Annotated in this window: 12 protein-coding genes; 9 read left to right on the top strand and 3 right to left on the bottom strand. The window is 61.0% G+C overall.

From position 1 onward, the window contains the following. Window positions 1-7 precede the first annotated feature (7 nt). Both PVW51_RS12800 and PVW51_RS12795 read right to left on the bottom strand, forming a co-directional pair. Window positions 8-2,434 (bottom strand): class I SAM-dependent methyltransferase, encoded by a 2,427-nt coding sequence (locus PVW51_RS12800; protein WP_274575393.1) that lies wholly within the window; start codon window positions 2,432-2,434, stop codon window positions 8-10. A 113-nt stretch (window positions 2,435-2,547) separates the two neighbouring features. Next, the gene (locus PVW51_RS12795) at window positions 2,548-5,271 is read right to left on the bottom strand and encodes a glycosyltransferase (protein WP_274575392.1); all 2,724 of its coding nucleotides are present in this window, start codon (window positions 5,269-5,271) and stop codon (window positions 2,548-2,550) included. A 409-nt stretch (window positions 5,272-5,680) separates the two neighbouring features. On the opposite strand from PVW51_RS12795, the gene PVW51_RS12790 reads away from it, so the two are divergent. The 5 genes from PVW51_RS12790 (at window position 5,681) to PVW51_RS12770 (ending at window position 11,918) form a co-directional block, all read left to right on the top strand. Further along, on the top strand, window positions 5,681-6,604 hold the full coding sequence (locus PVW51_RS12790) for a choline ABC transporter substrate-binding protein (RefSeq protein ID WP_274575391.1): 924 nt from the start codon (window positions 5,681-5,683) through the stop codon (window positions 6,602-6,604). A gap of 82 nt (window positions 6,605-6,686) precedes the next feature. Further along, the gene (gene choW / locus PVW51_RS12785; protein WP_274575390.1) at window positions 6,687-7,520 is read left to right on the top strand and encodes a choline ABC transporter permease subunit; all 834 of its coding nucleotides are present in this window, start codon (window positions 6,687-6,689) and stop codon (window positions 7,518-7,520) included. Next, entirely contained in the window at window positions 7,517-8,533 is a 1,017-nt protein-coding gene (gene choV / locus PVW51_RS12780; RefSeq protein WP_274575389.1) for a choline ABC transporter ATP-binding protein, read from the top strand. Before choW ends, choV begins: the two co-directional genes overlap by 4 nt. 87 nt (window positions 8,534-8,620) lie before the next feature. Next, window positions 8,621-8,890, top strand: coding sequence for a hypothetical protein (locus PVW51_RS12775; RefSeq protein WP_114273363.1), 270 nt, complete (start codon window positions 8,621-8,623; stop codon window positions 8,888-8,890). 181 nt (window positions 8,891-9,071) lie between these two features. After that, a complete protein-coding gene (locus tag PVW51_RS12770; RefSeq protein ID WP_274575388.1) occupies window positions 9,072-11,918 on the top strand; it encodes a calcium-binding protein in 2,847 nt (948 codons plus the stop codon). A gap of 77 nt (window positions 11,919-11,995) precedes the next feature. Here PVW51_RS12770 and PVW51_RS12765 read toward each other — a convergent pair whose 3' ends face one another. Next, window positions 11,996-13,009: a Hint domain-containing protein gene (locus PVW51_RS12765; protein WP_269367014.1), complete on the bottom strand. Its 1,014-nt coding sequence runs from the start codon at window positions 13,007-13,009 to the stop codon at window positions 11,996-11,998. 139 nt (window positions 13,010-13,148) lie between these two features. Between PVW51_RS12765 and PVW51_RS12760 the strand changes: the two genes are divergently transcribed. From PVW51_RS12760 to PVW51_RS12745, 4 genes are all read left to right on the top strand, one after another. Further along, window positions 13,149-13,928, top strand: coding sequence for an SDR family oxidoreductase (locus tag PVW51_RS12760; RefSeq protein WP_274575385.1), 780 nt, complete (start codon window positions 13,149-13,151; stop codon window positions 13,926-13,928). A gap of 14 nt (window positions 13,929-13,942) precedes the next feature. After that, window positions 13,943-14,329, top strand: coding sequence for a hypothetical protein (locus tag PVW51_RS12755; RefSeq protein ID WP_274575384.1), 387 nt, complete (start codon window positions 13,943-13,945; stop codon window positions 14,327-14,329). Window positions 14,330-14,331: 2 nt separating this feature from the next. Beyond that, the gene (locus tag PVW51_RS12750; RefSeq protein WP_274575383.1) at window positions 14,332-15,456 is read left to right on the top strand and encodes a DNA alkylation repair protein; all 1,125 of its coding nucleotides are present in this window, start codon (window positions 14,332-14,334) and stop codon (window positions 15,454-15,456) included. A 103-nt stretch (window positions 15,457-15,559) separates the two neighbouring features. Continuing rightward, window positions 15,560-16,918, top strand: coding sequence for a sodium:proline symporter (locus PVW51_RS12745; protein WP_274575382.1), 1,359 nt, complete (start codon window positions 15,560-15,562; stop codon window positions 16,916-16,918). Window positions 16,919-16,944 lie beyond the last annotated feature (26 nt).

The raw sequence follows: 16,944 nt of genomic DNA, 5'->3' as shown, positions 1-16,944 counted from the left end.
ATTGCGCTCATCGGCGATGCAGCACCCAGGATTGACGCTTGGCCTCGACTTCGAAACCCTGTTCATGGGCAAAGTTCTTGACCACATCCTGCATGACGAACTTGCCGGTCTCGTCCGGCCAAAGCCAATCGTCACCGCACAGGATGGCATCCGGGAAAAGATGATGCGCAATCTGCAGGTCGACCTGGTGCTTGAAGGCATCAATATAGATCAGGTCCGGGATGATGTCGCGGCGGCGCAGATAATACAATGCTTCCGGTGACGAAAGACGCAGCGGATAAAAGCGGTCCTTGTAGGCGCGCAGATTGTTCAGTGCCACGGGGTAGTTGCCGTATTCCAGCAACAGGCCGACAATCCGTTCCACTTCGCCGTCGGAAAGGTGCTCGACGTGACGGGACATCGTCGGATGCGTCAACATGCTCTCGACATACTCTGCCCAGTTGCCATTCCAGGGGTCCACGCCGATCAGTTCGAGATCCGGCTTGGTGTTCAGCCAGTGCAGGGCGGATCCGCCCAGAAAGCAGCCGATTTCGACCATCAGGCGGATATCTTTTTCGATCAGCAGGCTTTGAATGATCTCGCGGCCGCCGTCGCCGTTGCAATCCAGCGCCAGCAGAAAGGGCGCGTGTTCGTCCCAGGGAAAATCCGGCCAGGGTTGGTCGCGCCGGAGCGCACCCAGCCCCAGGATGGCATCAGACCCGGGCGGGACATCTTCGGCAGGAAAGACAGTCCCCATCGCGTCGCGTTCCGCACGGACCATCGAGAGGATCGGTGCGGCATTGGCAGCCGGGGCTGCCCAAGATTGCGCGGCGGGTTCGGGCGCTGGAGGCTGCTCTTTCCGCTTTGGAGGCGAAAACGCCTCCGCCGGCGGGCGCGCGCCTTTCTTGTAATGAAAGATGCTGTGACCCGATATGCCCTGCCAGGCGACAGTCGGAATGACGGCGCGGCGCAGATCATCGCGTTTGAACAACTGGATCGGTTCGACAAGGTGCTCGCCCGGTCCCCAGACCCCGGTCAGCAGCGCCTGCAGGTCGGCAGAGCCGAAGATCCGCATATGGTCCTCCTGCCCGAACCGCGCGAGCCGCTCGGCATCGGTGAGATCCGGCGACAGATCCTCGACGGTCTTTTCGCCCCGGATCGGGACAGACAGGAAATGAACGCCGCCCGGTGCCAGAATCCGGTCCATCTCGCGCAGGACGGTTTCCACGTCGCAGGGCACATGTTCCAGAACATGGCTGTGCAGGATCATGTCGTAGCTGGCATCGGGGATTTCGCCCAGATCGGTGCACAGGTCCAGCTTGCGCATCTTGATGAACTTGCTCTTGTAGCGCTCTACATCCAGATCAGCGCCCTGATAGGCCTCGCCGGACAATTCCGTCAGCTTGCGCGCAAGCCCCAGCTCCGGCGCAAGATGCAGAACCCGTTTGCCGGGCTGGAAACCGCCAAGCCGGTCAAGCGTCATCCACATCAGCCGGTTGCGTTCCACACTTCTGCACTTTGTACACCGGGCATTGTTGCGCCCGTTGAAGGCCTCGAATTCCGTTCCCTGACAAATCGGACATTCCAGTTCGGGGGTCTGAGCCGAAACCTCGCCGCCCCCGGATTTCGCGAGGGCGGGGGCGGGGTTTGGCGGCTGGTGTTTGAAGGCCGGGCTTTGCCCGAGGTGGCTGACCGGGCGCCGCGCGCCGGCGGACACGATCTTGCGCAGCACGAAGGTGGCATTGGAATGGCTTGGATTATGGGCAATGCTGCGGCGCACCACCGCCAGCCGACCGCCAAGCGAACGCAGCATGTCGGAAATATCGGCCCCGTAATCCGTGTAGACCAGACATTTCGTCCCGTCTCCGGAATTGTGATAACGCGCGGGCTTGGTAAAGATCTCCTGGCCGTTCACGATCTTCACGCGCGGCTCCGTGCGGTCGGGGAAGGGAAAATCGTTGGGGATCGTAAAGACATGCACCCCGCCTGGCCGCAGCACGCGCAGTGTCTCGGCAAAGGCAAGTTCGATGTTGGGCAGATGCTCCATCACATCGGATGAGATGATCAGGTCAAAGCTGTCCTCGTCGAAGGTCAGCTGGGTCAGGTCTTCGTTGCGGACGCCATCCGACGATTCGGTGCCAAGCGGTTCATCTGGCCGGAAATAGGACCTGGTGTAATTCTTCAGCCCCCGCAGCCGCTGGACAAAGGGCCCCCGCAGAGCAGGTTCGTAGATGGCGACGTCCTGCAGCAGCTTCTTCGAGACGAGATCGTCGATCGACAGGGCCTGTCCGCGACCGAATTCGTCGATGATGACGCTGGCCTGATCACGCCAGCGCAGGGTGAATCTGCAGTTGGGGCAGGCATAGGACTCGCGCAGGGACCGCTCGTTGCCGAGCGGAAAATTTCCCTGGTATCCGCAGATCGTACAAAGCCCGTTTTGTTGGATTTCCTGCAAATTCAATTCTCCTTGCACGAAGTAAGTTCAGTCAGCCGTCAGTGCAGAACTTTGGTCACCGCATTCCGGCGACGGCTGGATAATGGGGGCCGGGATGGCCTGTATTGGTGGTCTTAGCAATCGAGGGGCGGGAGCAATTCCGGCAGATTCTTTTTAGGTTCCTGAATATTAAGCACCTTTTTTACGTCCTTCCTGCCCGCAAATGACTGGATAATGATTTTCATGTAAGCGCGCGCCGAGGGGTTCGTTTCGGCTTTCGGCAGGTCGATCCGGGAGGGTTTGCCTGACAGGTGATGTTGTTCCCAGGCCAGCTTTACCGCGTCCAGAAAACCGACATGATCGGGAAAGACGGACAGACCGTCATCCGCCGCCAGGCCAAGCACTTCGGTTGAAATGACAGGAACGCCCATTGCCCGGTACATATGTACCTTCAGCGGGTTCATGTAGCGTGATATCTCATCCGACACATGGGGCAGAATGCCCAGATCGCATCTGCGCAACAGGTTCAGAACCTGTGATTCCTGCATCGGCCCCCAGTAGACGACGTTTTTTCTGGCGGTAAGCCTGCTCAGCGCGGGAATCTGCCGCCTTGCCGCGCCGACAAGGTGCAGGGTGATGTCATCGGAGATCATGGTCAGGCTTTCCAGCAGACCCCAGTCGATCCGGTCGTTCATGTTGCCGGAATAGATAACGTTGAACCCGGTCTCGTCACTGTTTTGCGCCTCGGGCGGCTGTTCGTCAGCGCCGGTATACCAGTTCGGGATGACCGAAACCCTGCCGCTCTCGATGTCGCGGTCCGAGATCATTCCGTAGTCCTTGAAGAAGTCCACGTTGAACTGCGAGTTGAAGACAAGCGTCTCCGCCATCGAGATCAGGCTGAAATATTGCGCGCCCACATATCTCTTGGTCTGGTCGTTCGACCATGGAAACTGGTTGTCCACGATATCGATGATGCAGCGGAATTGCGAAATGATATCATAGATTTCTTCAAGAAAACGAATGACCGGAAACAGGATCAGCGTGCTGTGCGTCGGGGATATGCGCTGCTCTATCAGGTAGGCCATGAAGTCTTCGTTCAGCGACCCGACAGAGGTATGAAGGATGGTGTGGTAATCGACATCGAAACCGTCCCGGAAGGACCTTGCAATCTTCCGTTCGATTGCGGGGCCGACGATCTTGGCATCACCCGAGAATTCAAAGGTCTGCTTGAGAATGGAATCATAGGTCGTCCGGTGGCAGAACTCCAACACGATCACCCGGAAGGACGGAAACAGCGATTTGTAGGACCGCGCGATCTGATCGATGCGTCGGCCGTAGATGCCGGCATCATTTTGTTTCCAAAGAAGAACCAATGTGTCCTGGGGCGCAATCGCCTGCCTGGCTTTGTCTTCGGCCAGAAGGCTGAAGCTCATCGGCGGTGTTCCGGCCTTTGCCTCGGCTGCGTGAAAGGCCTCGTAAGCGCCGTCAAACGAGAATTGATGCGGTAGCCCGATCTCCGTTTGCAGGGACAGGGCATTCTTGACGGCGGCAGAAAACGTCGATCCGTGGAAAATGAAGACCCCTTTGATGTTCTCCAGATCCGCGACGCTTTGACTGTAGGGGACAAGCGCCGGACGGCCCACCGCCAGCGCATCGCCGATCTTGGAAGAGATCTGATAGCGGGTAATGTTCTCGTCATTGACGCCCTGTGTCGGAAACCCGGTAAGAACAAGGTCGAAGGTGGAGATCAGGTCGAACAGGTCGGCATTCCTGACATTGTCTTGCACGATGACGCCCAGTTCGGTCAGGTCATCCTTCAGAGAGGCCGGGCTGAAATCACCATATACGTGAAATTCCAGGGGAATCTGCAGGTTCCAGCTTGAGACCCGTATGGCCCGCGCCGCTTCGATCAGCCCCTTGTGGGGCCGCACGGTGCCGATAAAGCCGATCTTGATGGCCGCGGGGTTTGCCGCCGGTGGCGTTATGGTGTGATGCGTGGCCCTCGCGTGGCGCACGATTTCGGCGTCGCATTCCTCGGCCAGCGTGGCGCTTGCAGCGGTATGCGCGGTGATACCCTGTTGCAGGTAAGAGGCCAGCGGCACGGAATTCGGGCCATAGTACCGATCTGCCTTGGTCTGTTTGGAAAAATGATGATCGTTGTCGTCGTGATCCAGAATCAGCTTTGTGGTCTTGCCGGAAATCCGCGCCGCCAGTTCGAATGTGGGCAGCCTGGGTTTGCTCAGCCAAATCGTCGGAAAATGCAGGTCGACCATCTGGAAGAGCGCGAAATACTGATGTCTTTCTTCCCAGGGAATGACGATCCTGTCGAAGCTGTCATTCTCCAAGGGTGCCCAAAGCCTGGTCCCGAATTCCGGGAAGTTGAAGGAAAACAGAAAGGCAGGGCGATGTTTGGCGATCACGTTGTAAAGCACATGGGCGCGGCCAATCGGATTATGGCTCGATTCCCAGCAGGCAATTGCAACGCTGTCGGGGTGCGTCGCAACCTCTCTGGCCTTCATGACCTGCTGCAGGATGGCCCCGGCGGGGACGCGCTGTTCGGCAACCTTGACGTGTACGAGCCAGGAATGCTCTCCGTTGCAGGCATGCAGCTCAAGCCGGTCTCCGATTTCAATGCCCTCGGCAGAGAATTCAAACCCGAGATCACCGGGCAGGCCAACTTTCTTGTTGACATCCCGACGCGGAATGTCCTTTCGTAACAGCTTGACCGGAAAACCGTTTTTCAGGACCAGCGGTTCAGTGCCATCCTCTGCGCCCACCAGCCAGCCGCTGTATTTGCCGTCCAGCTGATTTTCGATCCGACCCAATGCCTCGCCTTGTCGATACGACAATTTGGTCATTGTTTCGGTATTCGGCATAGTTGAACTTTCTGGGGTAGGGGTAACCATAGGTGGTATATCACTACTTTGGCGAACGGGAAGAACTTTCCCTCTGGTTGCGTGACATTAATCTTTGCGGCAACTCTGCCACCGGCGGATGCCCTTTGACCCTGATGGCATCGCAAAGTCGGTTTTCGTCCTGGCCTGGCTGGAAATGACCAGGCCCGGACATCTGCCAGGTTCGGCACCCGATGGCGTGCTGTTGGCGGGGCTGGCTATGGGTCGTTTGTGCCGCAATGCCCTTTGCGGTAATGATGGAACAGCAACGGGCAGGGGGCGCGGCACCGGCGATCAATCCATTTATCCGGTTGCAAAGTCGTGCGGGAGCGTTTTCCTGTAGCTACAGAAAAACAATATCGGGAGATCACCTATGAAAAACCTACTTGCCACCACGGCGCTTACCCTGACGGTCGGCACCGCCGTTGCCGCCGCAGGCTGTGACAAGGTCACCTTCTCCGACGTTGGCTGGACCGACATTACCGCCACCACCGCCGCTGCCACCGTCGTGCTGGATGCGCTGGGCTACGAGACGGAGATCAAGATCCTCTCCGTGCCGGTCACCTATACCTCGATGGCCGCGGGCGACATTGATGTCTTTCTGGGCAACTGGATGCCCACGATGGAAGCCGATATCGCCAAATACCGCGATGAAGGCAGCGTGGACACCGTGCGTGCCAACCTTGAAGGCGCGAAATACACATTGGCGGTGAACAAGGCCGCCGCCGACATGGGCATCACCTCCTTCGATGCAATCGCCGCCAAGGCAGATGCGCTGGACGGCAAGATCTACGGCATCGAGCCGGGCAATGACGGCAACCGCCTGATCCAGTCGATGATTGATGATGACGCCTTTGGCCTGAAGGATTTCGAAGTGGTCGAAAGCTCCGAGCAGGGGATGCTGGCGCAGGTCCAGCGGCTGTCCCGCAAGGGCGAGCCGATTGTCTTCCTCGGCTGGGAACCGCATCCGATGAACGCCAATTTCGAACTGACCTACCTGTCGGGCGGCGATGATTTCTTTGGCCCCGATCTGGGCGGTGCCACCGTCTATACCAACACCCGCGCAGGCTATGTCGGCGAATGCCCGAACGTCGGCAAATTGCTGGAGAACATGTCGTTCTCGCTGGCGATGGAAAACGAGATCATGGGCGCGATCCTGGATGACGGCAAGGACCCGGACGATGCGGCCGAAGCATGGCTCAAGGCAAATTCCGGTGTGCTGGATGGCTGGCTGGACGGCGTGACCACCAAGGACGGCGGCGACGCGATGGCAGCGGTCAAGGACGAACTGGATTGATCGCCATCAATGAATGAAAGATGCCCACCCCCGGCGGGGTGGGCATTTTTATGATCTTGCCTGACGTAACGGGGACGCGCGGATGAATTGGCTGACCGACAACAAGATACCCATCGACGACGTGGCCGAAGGCGCGTTCGAATGGTTGCAGATCAACGGCGGCTGGTTCTTTGACGGCCTTTCCGTGGCGATGGAGACGCTGATCGAGGCGATCCTCTGGGTGCTGCAAACGCCGAACCCGCTGATCATCGTCGCGGTTTTTGCGGCCCTCACCTGGGTCATCCAGCGCAACTGGAAGGTGCCTGCGCTGGTCATCGTGGGCTTTCTCTTCATCCTGAACCAGGGCTATTGGGAGGAAACGACCGAAAGCCTCACGCTGGTGCTGTCGGCCTGTGTGGTCTGCATGGGCGTGGGCGTGCCCATCGGCATCGCGGCGGCGCACCGTCCCAGGCTTTATCGCTTCATGGCGCCTGTGCTGGACCTGATGCAGACATTGCCCACCTTCGTCTATCTGATCCCGGCCATCGTCTTCTTTGGCATCGGTATGGTGCCGGGGCTGATTGCCACGGTGATCTTTGTGCTGCCCGCGCCGATCCGGCTGACGCAGCTGGGCATTTCAAGCACGCCCAAAGCGCTGCTTGAGGCGGCCCAGGCCTTTGGCGCAAAGCCCAGCCAGACGCTTTGGAAAATCGAACTTCCCTATGCCCTGCCGCAGATCATGGCGGGCCTGAACCAGACCATCATGCTGTCGCTGTCGATGGTGGTGATCGCGGCGCTTGTGGGGGCAGATGGCCTCGGGGTGCCGGTGGTGCGGGCGCTCAACCAGGTGAACACGGGGCTTGGTTTTGAATCCGGGATGATCATCGTTGTCGTGGCCATCATGCTCGACCGGATGCTGCGGGTGACACGCAAATGAGCAACGCGGTAGAATTCGACAATGTGAGCATCGTCTTTGGCGACAAGCCGGAAAAGGCGCTGCCGCTGATGGACCAGGGCCAAAGCCGGTCCGAGATCGAGGCGGCGACCGGGCAGGTGCTGGGCGTTCATAACTGTACGCTCAACGTGGCCACCGGAGAGATCCTGGTGCTGATGGGCCTCTCCGGCTCGGGTAAATCGACGCTGCTGCGTGCGGTCAACGGGCTGAACCCGGTGGTGCGCGGCTCTGTCACCGTCAATGACGGCGCATGGTCGGCCAATGTGCAGGGCTGTTCGGCACCCGACCTGCGCAAGGTCCGCCGCGAATGCGTGTCGATGGTGTTTCAGCAATTCGGCCTGCTGCCCTGGCGCAGCGTGCGCGAGAACGTGGCGCTGGCGCTGGAACTGGCAAAGGTGCCTCGCGACGAACGATTGGAGCGCGCGGACAGGCAATTGGCACTGGTGGGCCTGTCCGATTGGGCCGATCGCAAGGTCGGCGAGCTGTCGGGCGGGATGCAGCAGCGCGTGGGCCTTGCCCGCGCCTTTGTGACCGAAGCGCCGATCCTGCTGATGGATGAACCCTTTTCGGCCCTGGACCCGTTGATCCGCACCCGCCTGCAGGATGAACTGCTGGAACTGCAACGCGATTTGAAACGCACGATCATTTTTGTCAGCCACGATCTGGACGAAGCCTTCAAGCTGGGCGGGCGCATCGCGATCATGGAAGGCGGGCGGATCGTGCAGGTCGGCACCCCGCGCGAGATTTTCTCGAACCCGGCATCCGACTATGTGGCCGAATTCGTGGCCAACATGAACCCGCTTGGCGTGCTGACCGCGCGCGACGTGATGGGGGCGGCCAGGACCGGCGAACACGCATCGGTCGATGCGGAAATGCCGGTGGCCGATCTGATCAGCCGGTTGGGCGGCGCGGAAAGCTGTTTCGACGTAACTGATGGCGGCGCGGTCATCGGGGCGGTCACGGCGCAGACAATTGTCGAACGATTGAAAGGCTGACGCGCGCGCAGGAGTGCTGTCAAATCAGGTGATTGACAGGGCAGAATTGCTCTGACCAGATAATTTTTTCTCGGGGGGAGATGTCTTATGCTGTACTTTTTCTTGATCAGCGCGGTCGTTTTGGCAATACTGAGGTGCCTGTCGGTCTATTTTCCCGATGGAACCGCGATGCAGTTTTTTGCAGATAAGCTGGTTCTTTTCGCGTATTTGGCCTCGGGACTTTTGCTTGTCGTTGCGGCGATGAGCGAAAAGGGTTTGTCGAATGCCCAGACCTCGGTGTTGCTGAAGATTGCGGGGTTCTGGGTCATAGGGTTGGTTATTGTCTGGGGAGTTCCCGCGATTTTTCGCAGGATGTAATCTTCCCGGAAATTGCATTTGTGCAAGAAATTTCGGGGGGAGTTTTTCATCCTGTTGTTGCGGCAGCGCCGCGCCATGCGCCTTTCCAAAGCTGGCCATTTTCACGCGCGCCCGGAATTACCCGCCAATCCATTTCGTCATTCACACTGACACAGATATTTTAACGACCTAAGGAAGAACCATGCCCCAGACTCAGCTTGCAGAGGATCCGACCACGGAAGTGCCCGAGGTCCTGACCACCATCACCTTTTCAGAGCAACCGCGCTTCACGACCAACCCGACATTTGAATTCGACAACAACACTGTTACGACAGTGGGTCAGATCGTCAGCGACGGGGCCCAGCCTCAATCGCCGGTCATTGCGGCCAATACCAGTTACCGTGGCCCGGTGTTCCTGTATTTCGAAAACCCGGTAAACTACGTCAGCCTGGATGTCGGCTATTTCGACAATGTCGGCAGCACCCGCATCGAATTCCGCGATGCGGCGGGCAATGTCATCCATGTCGCGCATAACAGCGGACTTGGCGTTCTGACCTTCGAATTTGCCTCTGATCTCGGCATTGCCTCGGTGGCCGCCATCGACGAAAGCTTTGATGACGCGGGCTTCTCCGTCGATACCGTGGTCTTTGGCGATCCGATTGCGGATCTGGATCCGCCGACCATCGAACTGCTGGATACCGTGCCCGCAGGGGTCGACCGCGACCTTGGCGTGATCGAGGCGGATACCGAATATTTCTTTTCCGATTCCGTCAGCGAAGTGGACACGCAGGATTACATCCGCCTGACCGCGAACGAACAGCTGACCGCGACGATCCGGGTCTATCTGAACAGCAACCCGAACGATGTGCGCGAACTGGCCGTAACCTTCGAGCAAGGGGTGAACGTCATCCAGCTCAGCGCGCTGCCGGGCTATACCGATGCCGAACCCTATTCGGTGATCGTGGATGTGAACCCGCCGACGCGCCTGCCCGAGGATGATCTGATCGACGATCTCTTTGCCAGCGTGGCGGGGGCGCTTGTCTTTGACTTCAACGCCAAGAAATACGAGATTTTCCAGCTTGTCATCGACAACATGGACAATGCCGACGACGCGGCACGTATCCTGGGCAAGATCGGCAAGGCCTTTGGCGTTCTGGGTCTGGTGCTGGACATCGGCAACCGGATCGACAACGTCTACAATTCCAATGACGCGCCCCGACAGGCCTTTATCGAGATTGTGGACATGTTCACCGGCATGGCCGCGACCGGTGCCGTCACTGCCGGCGTTTCATTTGTCGGCACACCGATTGCGGGCGTCCTGGGCGGTTTCGTCACCGGGTTGATCTATACCTTCGGGCTCAGCAACTCTGTACGCAATGCGGCGAACGGCTGGTACGATGACCTGCTGAACGAGGCGAACCTTGAAAACAGCGGCGCATTGCCGGGCGATCTGATCGGGGTTGATGAGGTTGCGGGCGATGTCGACATTTCGGCCAACATCTTTGACGCCGACTTCTATCTCGACACCTATGCCGATGCCGCCGAGGCGGTGAATTCCGGTGCGGCGGTCAGCGCGCTGGCCTATTACCTGTCGATCGGGATCAACCAGGGCCATCAGATCAACGATCAGGGCACCGTGGTTGCACCTGCCGACCTGGCGCTGAATGTCACCATCGACAATCCCGCGAACCTCTTTGATATCGGTGTCTTTGCCGCGGAACTGGGCACGCGGCCCGGTGATGGTGTGACCACGCCAGAGGCCAATCTGGCCGATTACATCAACGAGCAACGGACCGATGGCACCGAATACGCGTTCAACGCGGCGCTCTCGGCCCTTGCCAACCGGATCGCGGTGGACTGGATCGGCAACCGTGCCGAAGCGCCGTTCGGCGTGGCTTCTGCCGCTGCTGCGGCTACCTGGGCCGAGATGCTGACCAACGGGCAAAGCTATCAGGACGCGCTGGACAGCATCGCCGATGCGGCGGGGATCGACCTGTCGCAGACCCAGATCCTCGCGGCCTGGAACCCCGGCGCCACGGCGGCAGAGGTGTTTGCCTATCTCAGCAACTCGACCGCCGGGTCACAGGCGCTGATCGGGCTGGACTACAACGCCATGGGCGTTGCCAACTTTGGCGGCATGTGGGTGATCCTTCTGTCCGACGGTTTCCTGGCCGATGACGTGACAACACCCGACGACAGCGGCGTGTTGTACCTGTTTGGCGAGGAAACCTCCGATTTCATCGTGGGCAGCGAAAGCGCGGATGACATCAGCGCCTTTGCCGGAAACGACGAAGTTTCGGCTGCGGGCGGGAATGACATCATCAATGGCGGCAACGGCAACGACACCCTGCGCGGTGGTGCCGGTAACGACGTGATCGAAGGCGGCAATCAGGAAGACCTGCTTTTCGGTGACACCGGCAATGACACCATGGATGGCGGTGCCGGCTTCGACCTGATGTATGGCGGTTCCGGCAATGACTTCATGAACGGGGGCAATCAGGCCGACAACCTCTTTGGCCAACAGGGCGAAGATACCCTGCTGGGCGGCAACGGGTTTGACCGTCTGTTTGGCGGCGACGACGACGATGTGGCCTATGGCTGGTTCGGGACCGATGCGCTCTTTGGCCAGCTCGGCAATGACCGGCTTTATGGTCAGGGCGACAATGACCGGCTGTTCGGCGGTCAGGGCAATGACCTTGTCGATGGCGGGTCAGGTGACGACGAGATCACTGGCGGGGCCGGCTTCGACACCATCGTCGGCGGCACCGGTAACGACCTGCTGGTCGGTGCCTTCAACGCCGACACCTTTGTCTTTGCCGATTTCGGTGGCGGCTTCGGCCAGGATACGATCCGGGATTTCGACGCCAACAACGTCTTTGAACGGATCGACCTGCGGCTTGTCTCCTCGATCCGCGACCTGAACGACCTGCTGACCAATCATGCGACCCAGGTCGGGCAGGACGTGCTGATCGACGCGGGCGGTGGCAATACCATCCTGCTGGAAGGGGTCGACCGCAACGATCTGGATGCATCCGACTTCATCTTCTGATCCCGATCCCGCAACACCGACAGGGGGCCGTCACCGGCCCCCTTTTCATGCGCGGGGGGCGGTCCGCCGCGACGCGCTCAGCGGGTGGAGGCCTTGCGCAGCAGTTCCGCGGCGTCGGGGCGTTTCAACAGCTTTTCATTCACGTCCAGCCCGGCATGGGGCAGGTCGTAATGGCCGGGGATGACCTCTCCCATGGCCTGTGACAGATCATCGGGCAGGATGGCCCGGGTCCGCGTGTCGATCAGCATCGTCTCGGCCGCGATCCCCTCGGCATAGATGATCTGGTGGCTGTCGAACAAAAGCTGGAAATAATCCACGAAACCGCCGTCCAGCAGGGTGACGGTATAGCCGTTCACCAGATGCCGCGCCTTGACCAGCAGCTCTGAGCGGCCCGCGCCCACCTCATCGGTGCGCTGGTAGATGAACAGGCGGTGGTCCGGGCTGACAATCAGGTCGTTCTCGTTGTTCAGGGTTCCGGCGGCAATGCGGATCGGGGCGAAATCGCCCACCGCGCGCACCGTGCTCTCTCCGATCCAGCGCACCGCCTGCACGCCATCGTCGCGGGTCAGCACCCGGTCGCCGACCACCAGATCCTCGATCAGGCGCTGTTCGCCGCTGGCCAGCGTGATATGGGTGCCGCGGGTGAAGGACACGCATCCCACCTGCGCGAACTTGCGGCGCGGGGTCTTGGTGTCGATGCCCACCAGACGGTATTCCACCTGCGGCAGCAATTGTGCCATCGGCAAGAGATAGATTTCCACCGCCGATCCGTCCTGATCCACCTCCACCAGCAACAGCGCCTCCTGGGTCTGGCCGTCAGGCGACATGAACATCAGCGCGCTGTCCAGATGAAGCGCCGAACCGGGCGTGCCGGTTTCGCTGTCCTCGGCCACCGTGAACCGGTTGCTCATGGAAGGCAGCAGGGACAACCGCAGGGGCGCCACGCCATAGGGCAGCTCATAGATATCATCCAGCACCAGTTCGGCGGCAAAGGACAGGGTATCGCCCATATTTGCCCCATCTGTCGCCCGGATGTCGCTGGCCCTGAAAACCGGGGCGGACTGGGCAGGAGCAGGGCGTGAACGGGCCATCGGAACCTCGGGTCAATTGGAAATCTGGTCAGCGGATTACGCTAGAATTGTGTCGCACTTGGGTCAAGCGCGCGGTGTTTTGCTGGCATCCCCGGCGGGGCATGTTAGGTCTTTGACAACCAATCAGGAGGAATCGCAAATGGATCTGGGGATCAGGGGAAAAACCGCACTTGTCTGCGCGTCGTCGAAGGGGCTGGGGCTGGGCTGTGCCGAGGCACTGGCAGAGGCCGGTGTGAACCTGGTGATGAACGCACGCGGCGCCGAGGCGCTGGAGGCGGCGGCTGAGCGGCTGCGCAGCACCTACGGCGTGTCTGTCACCACCGTCGCGGCCGATGTCTCGACCGAGGAAGGGCAGAAAACCCTGATCGACGCCGCCGGAGAGATCGACATTCTGGTCAATAACGCTGGCGGCCCGCCCCCCGGCATGTGGAAGGACTGGGACCGCTCCGATTTCATCGCGGCGCTGGATGCCAACATGCTGGCCCCCATCGCCCTGATCAAGGCGCTGGTGCCGGGCATGATGGACCGGGGCTGGGGCAGGGTGGTCAACATCACCTCGCAATCCGTGCGCGCGCCGATCGGTGTGCTGGGGCTGTCGAACTCGGCCCGCACTGGGCTGACCGGCTATGTCGCGGGCACCTCGCGGCAGGTCGCGGGCTCGGGCGTGACGATCAACAACCTGTTGCCGGGCATCCACGCCACCGACCGGGCGGATTCGCTCGACGCAGGTGTGGTCAAGGCCAAGGGCATCACGCTGGAGGAAGCCCGCAAGGAGCGTGCCTCGGGCATTCCGGCGGGGCGTTATGGCACCCGGCAGGAATTTGGCGCGGCCTGTGCCTTCCTGTGTTCGCAGCACGCGGGCTTTATCGTGGGCCAGAACCTGCTGCTGGACGGCGGGGCCACCAACCTCACCATGTGAGCGGAGCCTGGCGGATGTTCAGACCTGTCCTTTGTGCCGCCGCGCTCTGCGTGGCGGCGCTGCCCCTCGGGGCAGATGATCTTCTGCCACGGCTTGAAGCCGCGCAGGGGGCGATCGACGCGCGGATGCTCACGGTGATGGGTGCTGATCCCGCCGGTGCGCGCTGGAACCCGGCGCGCCGCGCCGCCTCGGCCTGTGCCCTGCGCGAACTTGAGCGCAGGCGGGGCCGTAAGACCGCTGAGACCTACGTCCGCGCCGTCGAAAAGGCGGTAAGTGAGGCTGCCCGGCTCGGTTCTGCGGGTGAGTTCGGCGGTCTGGCCTCCCGCATCCATCGCGATGCGGGCATTCGCCCGAACCGTGATCTGGTCCCGATCACCCGCACCTGCGGCATGGGGTTGTAACCATGGCAGAACCTTTTTCGCTGAAAGATCACCTGTTCAACGCGGAAAGCATCGGGGAGCTGGCGGAGGAATATGCCGCCGGCCTGCCGGGATTCGACGCGCCGCGTTTTCAGCAGGAAACCCTGGCCGGTTTCCCTGAGCGCGCCTTGATGGAGCGGCTCGACTGGATCGCCGATTGCCTTGAACCGCATCTGGCCGCCGATTTTCCGACCATGGCGGAGCAACTGGAGGCGATGATGCCGCCGCCGCTGGACCCGACGCTGCGCGACGACGATTTTGGCCGCTTCATCCATGCGGTGCCGGGGATACTGGCGGTGCGCCACGGGCTGGAGAATCACCGCGAGCGCGCGCTGGACCTGATCCATGCCGCCACCCGGCGGTTTTCGATGGAATACTATATCCGCCCCTTCCTGAACCGCTGGCCCGAGCAAACGCTGGCCCGGCTTTCGCACTGGGTGGAGGATGACAATTATCACGTGCGCCGTCTGGTCAGCGAGGGCACAAGGCCGCGCCTGCCCTGGGCGCGGGCCGTGACCCTGACCAGCGATCAGACCCTGCCGCTGCTGGACAGGCTGCATGCCGACCCGACGCGCTATGTCTCAAGATCGGTGGCCAACCACCTGAATGATATCGCGAAAAAGGAACCGGACCGGGTGGTGAACCTGTTGCGCGTCTGGGAAAAATCGGCCCGGCAGGACGGCAAGGAACTGGCCTGGATGACCCGCCACGCCCTGCGCACCCTGATCAAACAGGGCGATGCGGCTGCCCTCGACCTGCTGGGCTACCGCCGCGATGTGCCGGTGACCGCACAGCTGACGCTTGAGGCGCAAAGCGTCGCCATTGGCGGCGCGCTGGCCTTCTCGCTGCAACTGGAGGCCCCGCAGGACCTGCCGGTGATGGTGGACTACCGCCTGCGCTTTGCCCGGCCCGGCGGCAAGGAGGCGGAAAAGGTCTTCAAGCTGAAAGCGACGCAGATCGCGGCGGGACAAAAGCTGAGCCTGCGCAAATCCCATAAGCTCAAGGGCGATGCCACAACCTTTACCCTTCATCCCGGCAAGCATGGGATCATCGTGCAGGTCAACGGTGTGGACGTGGCAGAGGCGCAGTTCGATCTGACTGCTGCCTGACCGCAGCTCATCACATTTCGGATAGCGGGGTCGTGCTGTCTCGCCCTGCCGCTGTGGCTGATCTACGACTTGACCCTGAACAGAACAGATCGGGACGCCTCTCATGCAATCCAGCCTCCTCATTGCCCTTTTTGCGGCGCTTCTTCTGGCCAGTCTTCTGGCCGCTCCCCGGCGCGCCAGCGTCGAAGGGTTCTTTGGCGGCAAGACCGCCAGCGGTGGCGCACCGGGCTTCTGGGTGCTGGTATTGAGCCAGGTCACCACCTGGATTTTCGCCCGCTCACTGATGAACGCCGCGATCCTGGGATATTACTATGGCATCGCGGGCACGCTGGCCTATGCCGCCTATTACGGATCCTTCCTGACCGGCGGTTTCATTGTCGCGCGCCTGCGCCGCAACGGGGCGCGGTCGATGCAGGACTGGCTGGGCGACAGGTTCGGCAGCAGCGGCACCGCCTGTTACAATCTGGTCGTGGCGCTGCGGCTCTTGTCCGAAGTCTTTGCCAACCTGCTTGTGGTCGGCCTGATCTTCGATGCGGTGCTCACAGGCAGCGGCACCGCTGCGATCCTGGTCGTCGCGGTGCTGGGGCTGGCCTATTCCGCATGGGGCGGGCTGTCGGCGGCCCTGCGCACCGATGTGGTTCAGATGTGTATCTTTCTCGCGGTCTTTGGCGCGGCCTTTCTGGCGCTGGTGACCGGGCCGGAGTTCTCCATCACTGCGGTGCTGACGGCGCCCGGCACCTCCGGCCCCTGGAACGGCTGGGTGCTGCTGGCGGTCGCGCTGCTGCAGGTCTTTTCCTACCCGGCGCATGACCCGGTGATGATGGACCGTGGCTTTATCGCGGATGAGGCCACAACCAGGGCCTCCTTTCTGCATGCCTTCTGGATATCGACCCTTTGCATCATCGGCTTCGGCTTTTTCGGCATTCAGGCGGGGCTGACCGGCGCGGCCTTTGAGGGCGAGCTGATCGGCACCTGGGGGGTGATGTTTCCCCCTTGGGTCTTTGTGGCACTGATGATCTCGCTTCTGGTCTCCGCGCTCAGCACGCTGGATTCCGCCCTTGCCTCGGCCGCGCGGCTGATGGTCGAGGAATGGCGCATCGCCCCGCGCAGCCTGTCGGGCGGGCGCATTGTGATGGTGGGCTTCATGGTGGCAGGCACGCTGCTGACCCTTTGGGGCAATGCCACCCTGTTCGATGCCGTCGCCGTATCCGGCACCGCGTCGATGTTCCTGACCCCGGTGCTGGCGGTGGCGCTGGTCGGGGGCCGCAGGGTCGCGCGCTGGTCGTACCTTCTGGCATTTGGCGCCGCGATGCTGGGCGCGCTGGCCTATCTTGGCCGGGGCTGGCCTGTCTTTGCCGCGCTGCTGCCGGAGGGTCACAAATACGAGCAGCTTTTGATCATTTGCCTGTGCGTTCTGGCAATGGGCTTTGCTGCGGTGCTTGCGGGGACCCGGCGGGGCTGATAGCTGATCTCCGAGTGATTTAATCG

The sequence above is a fragment of the Sulfitobacter sp. PR48 genome (assembly GCF_028807335.1).
Classification (GTDB): domain Bacteria; phylum Pseudomonadota; class Alphaproteobacteria; order Rhodobacterales; family Rhodobacteraceae; genus Sulfitobacter.
Note: the sequence above shows the minus strand (reverse complement) of the source record. Positions and strands in the feature narration are given on the sequence as shown.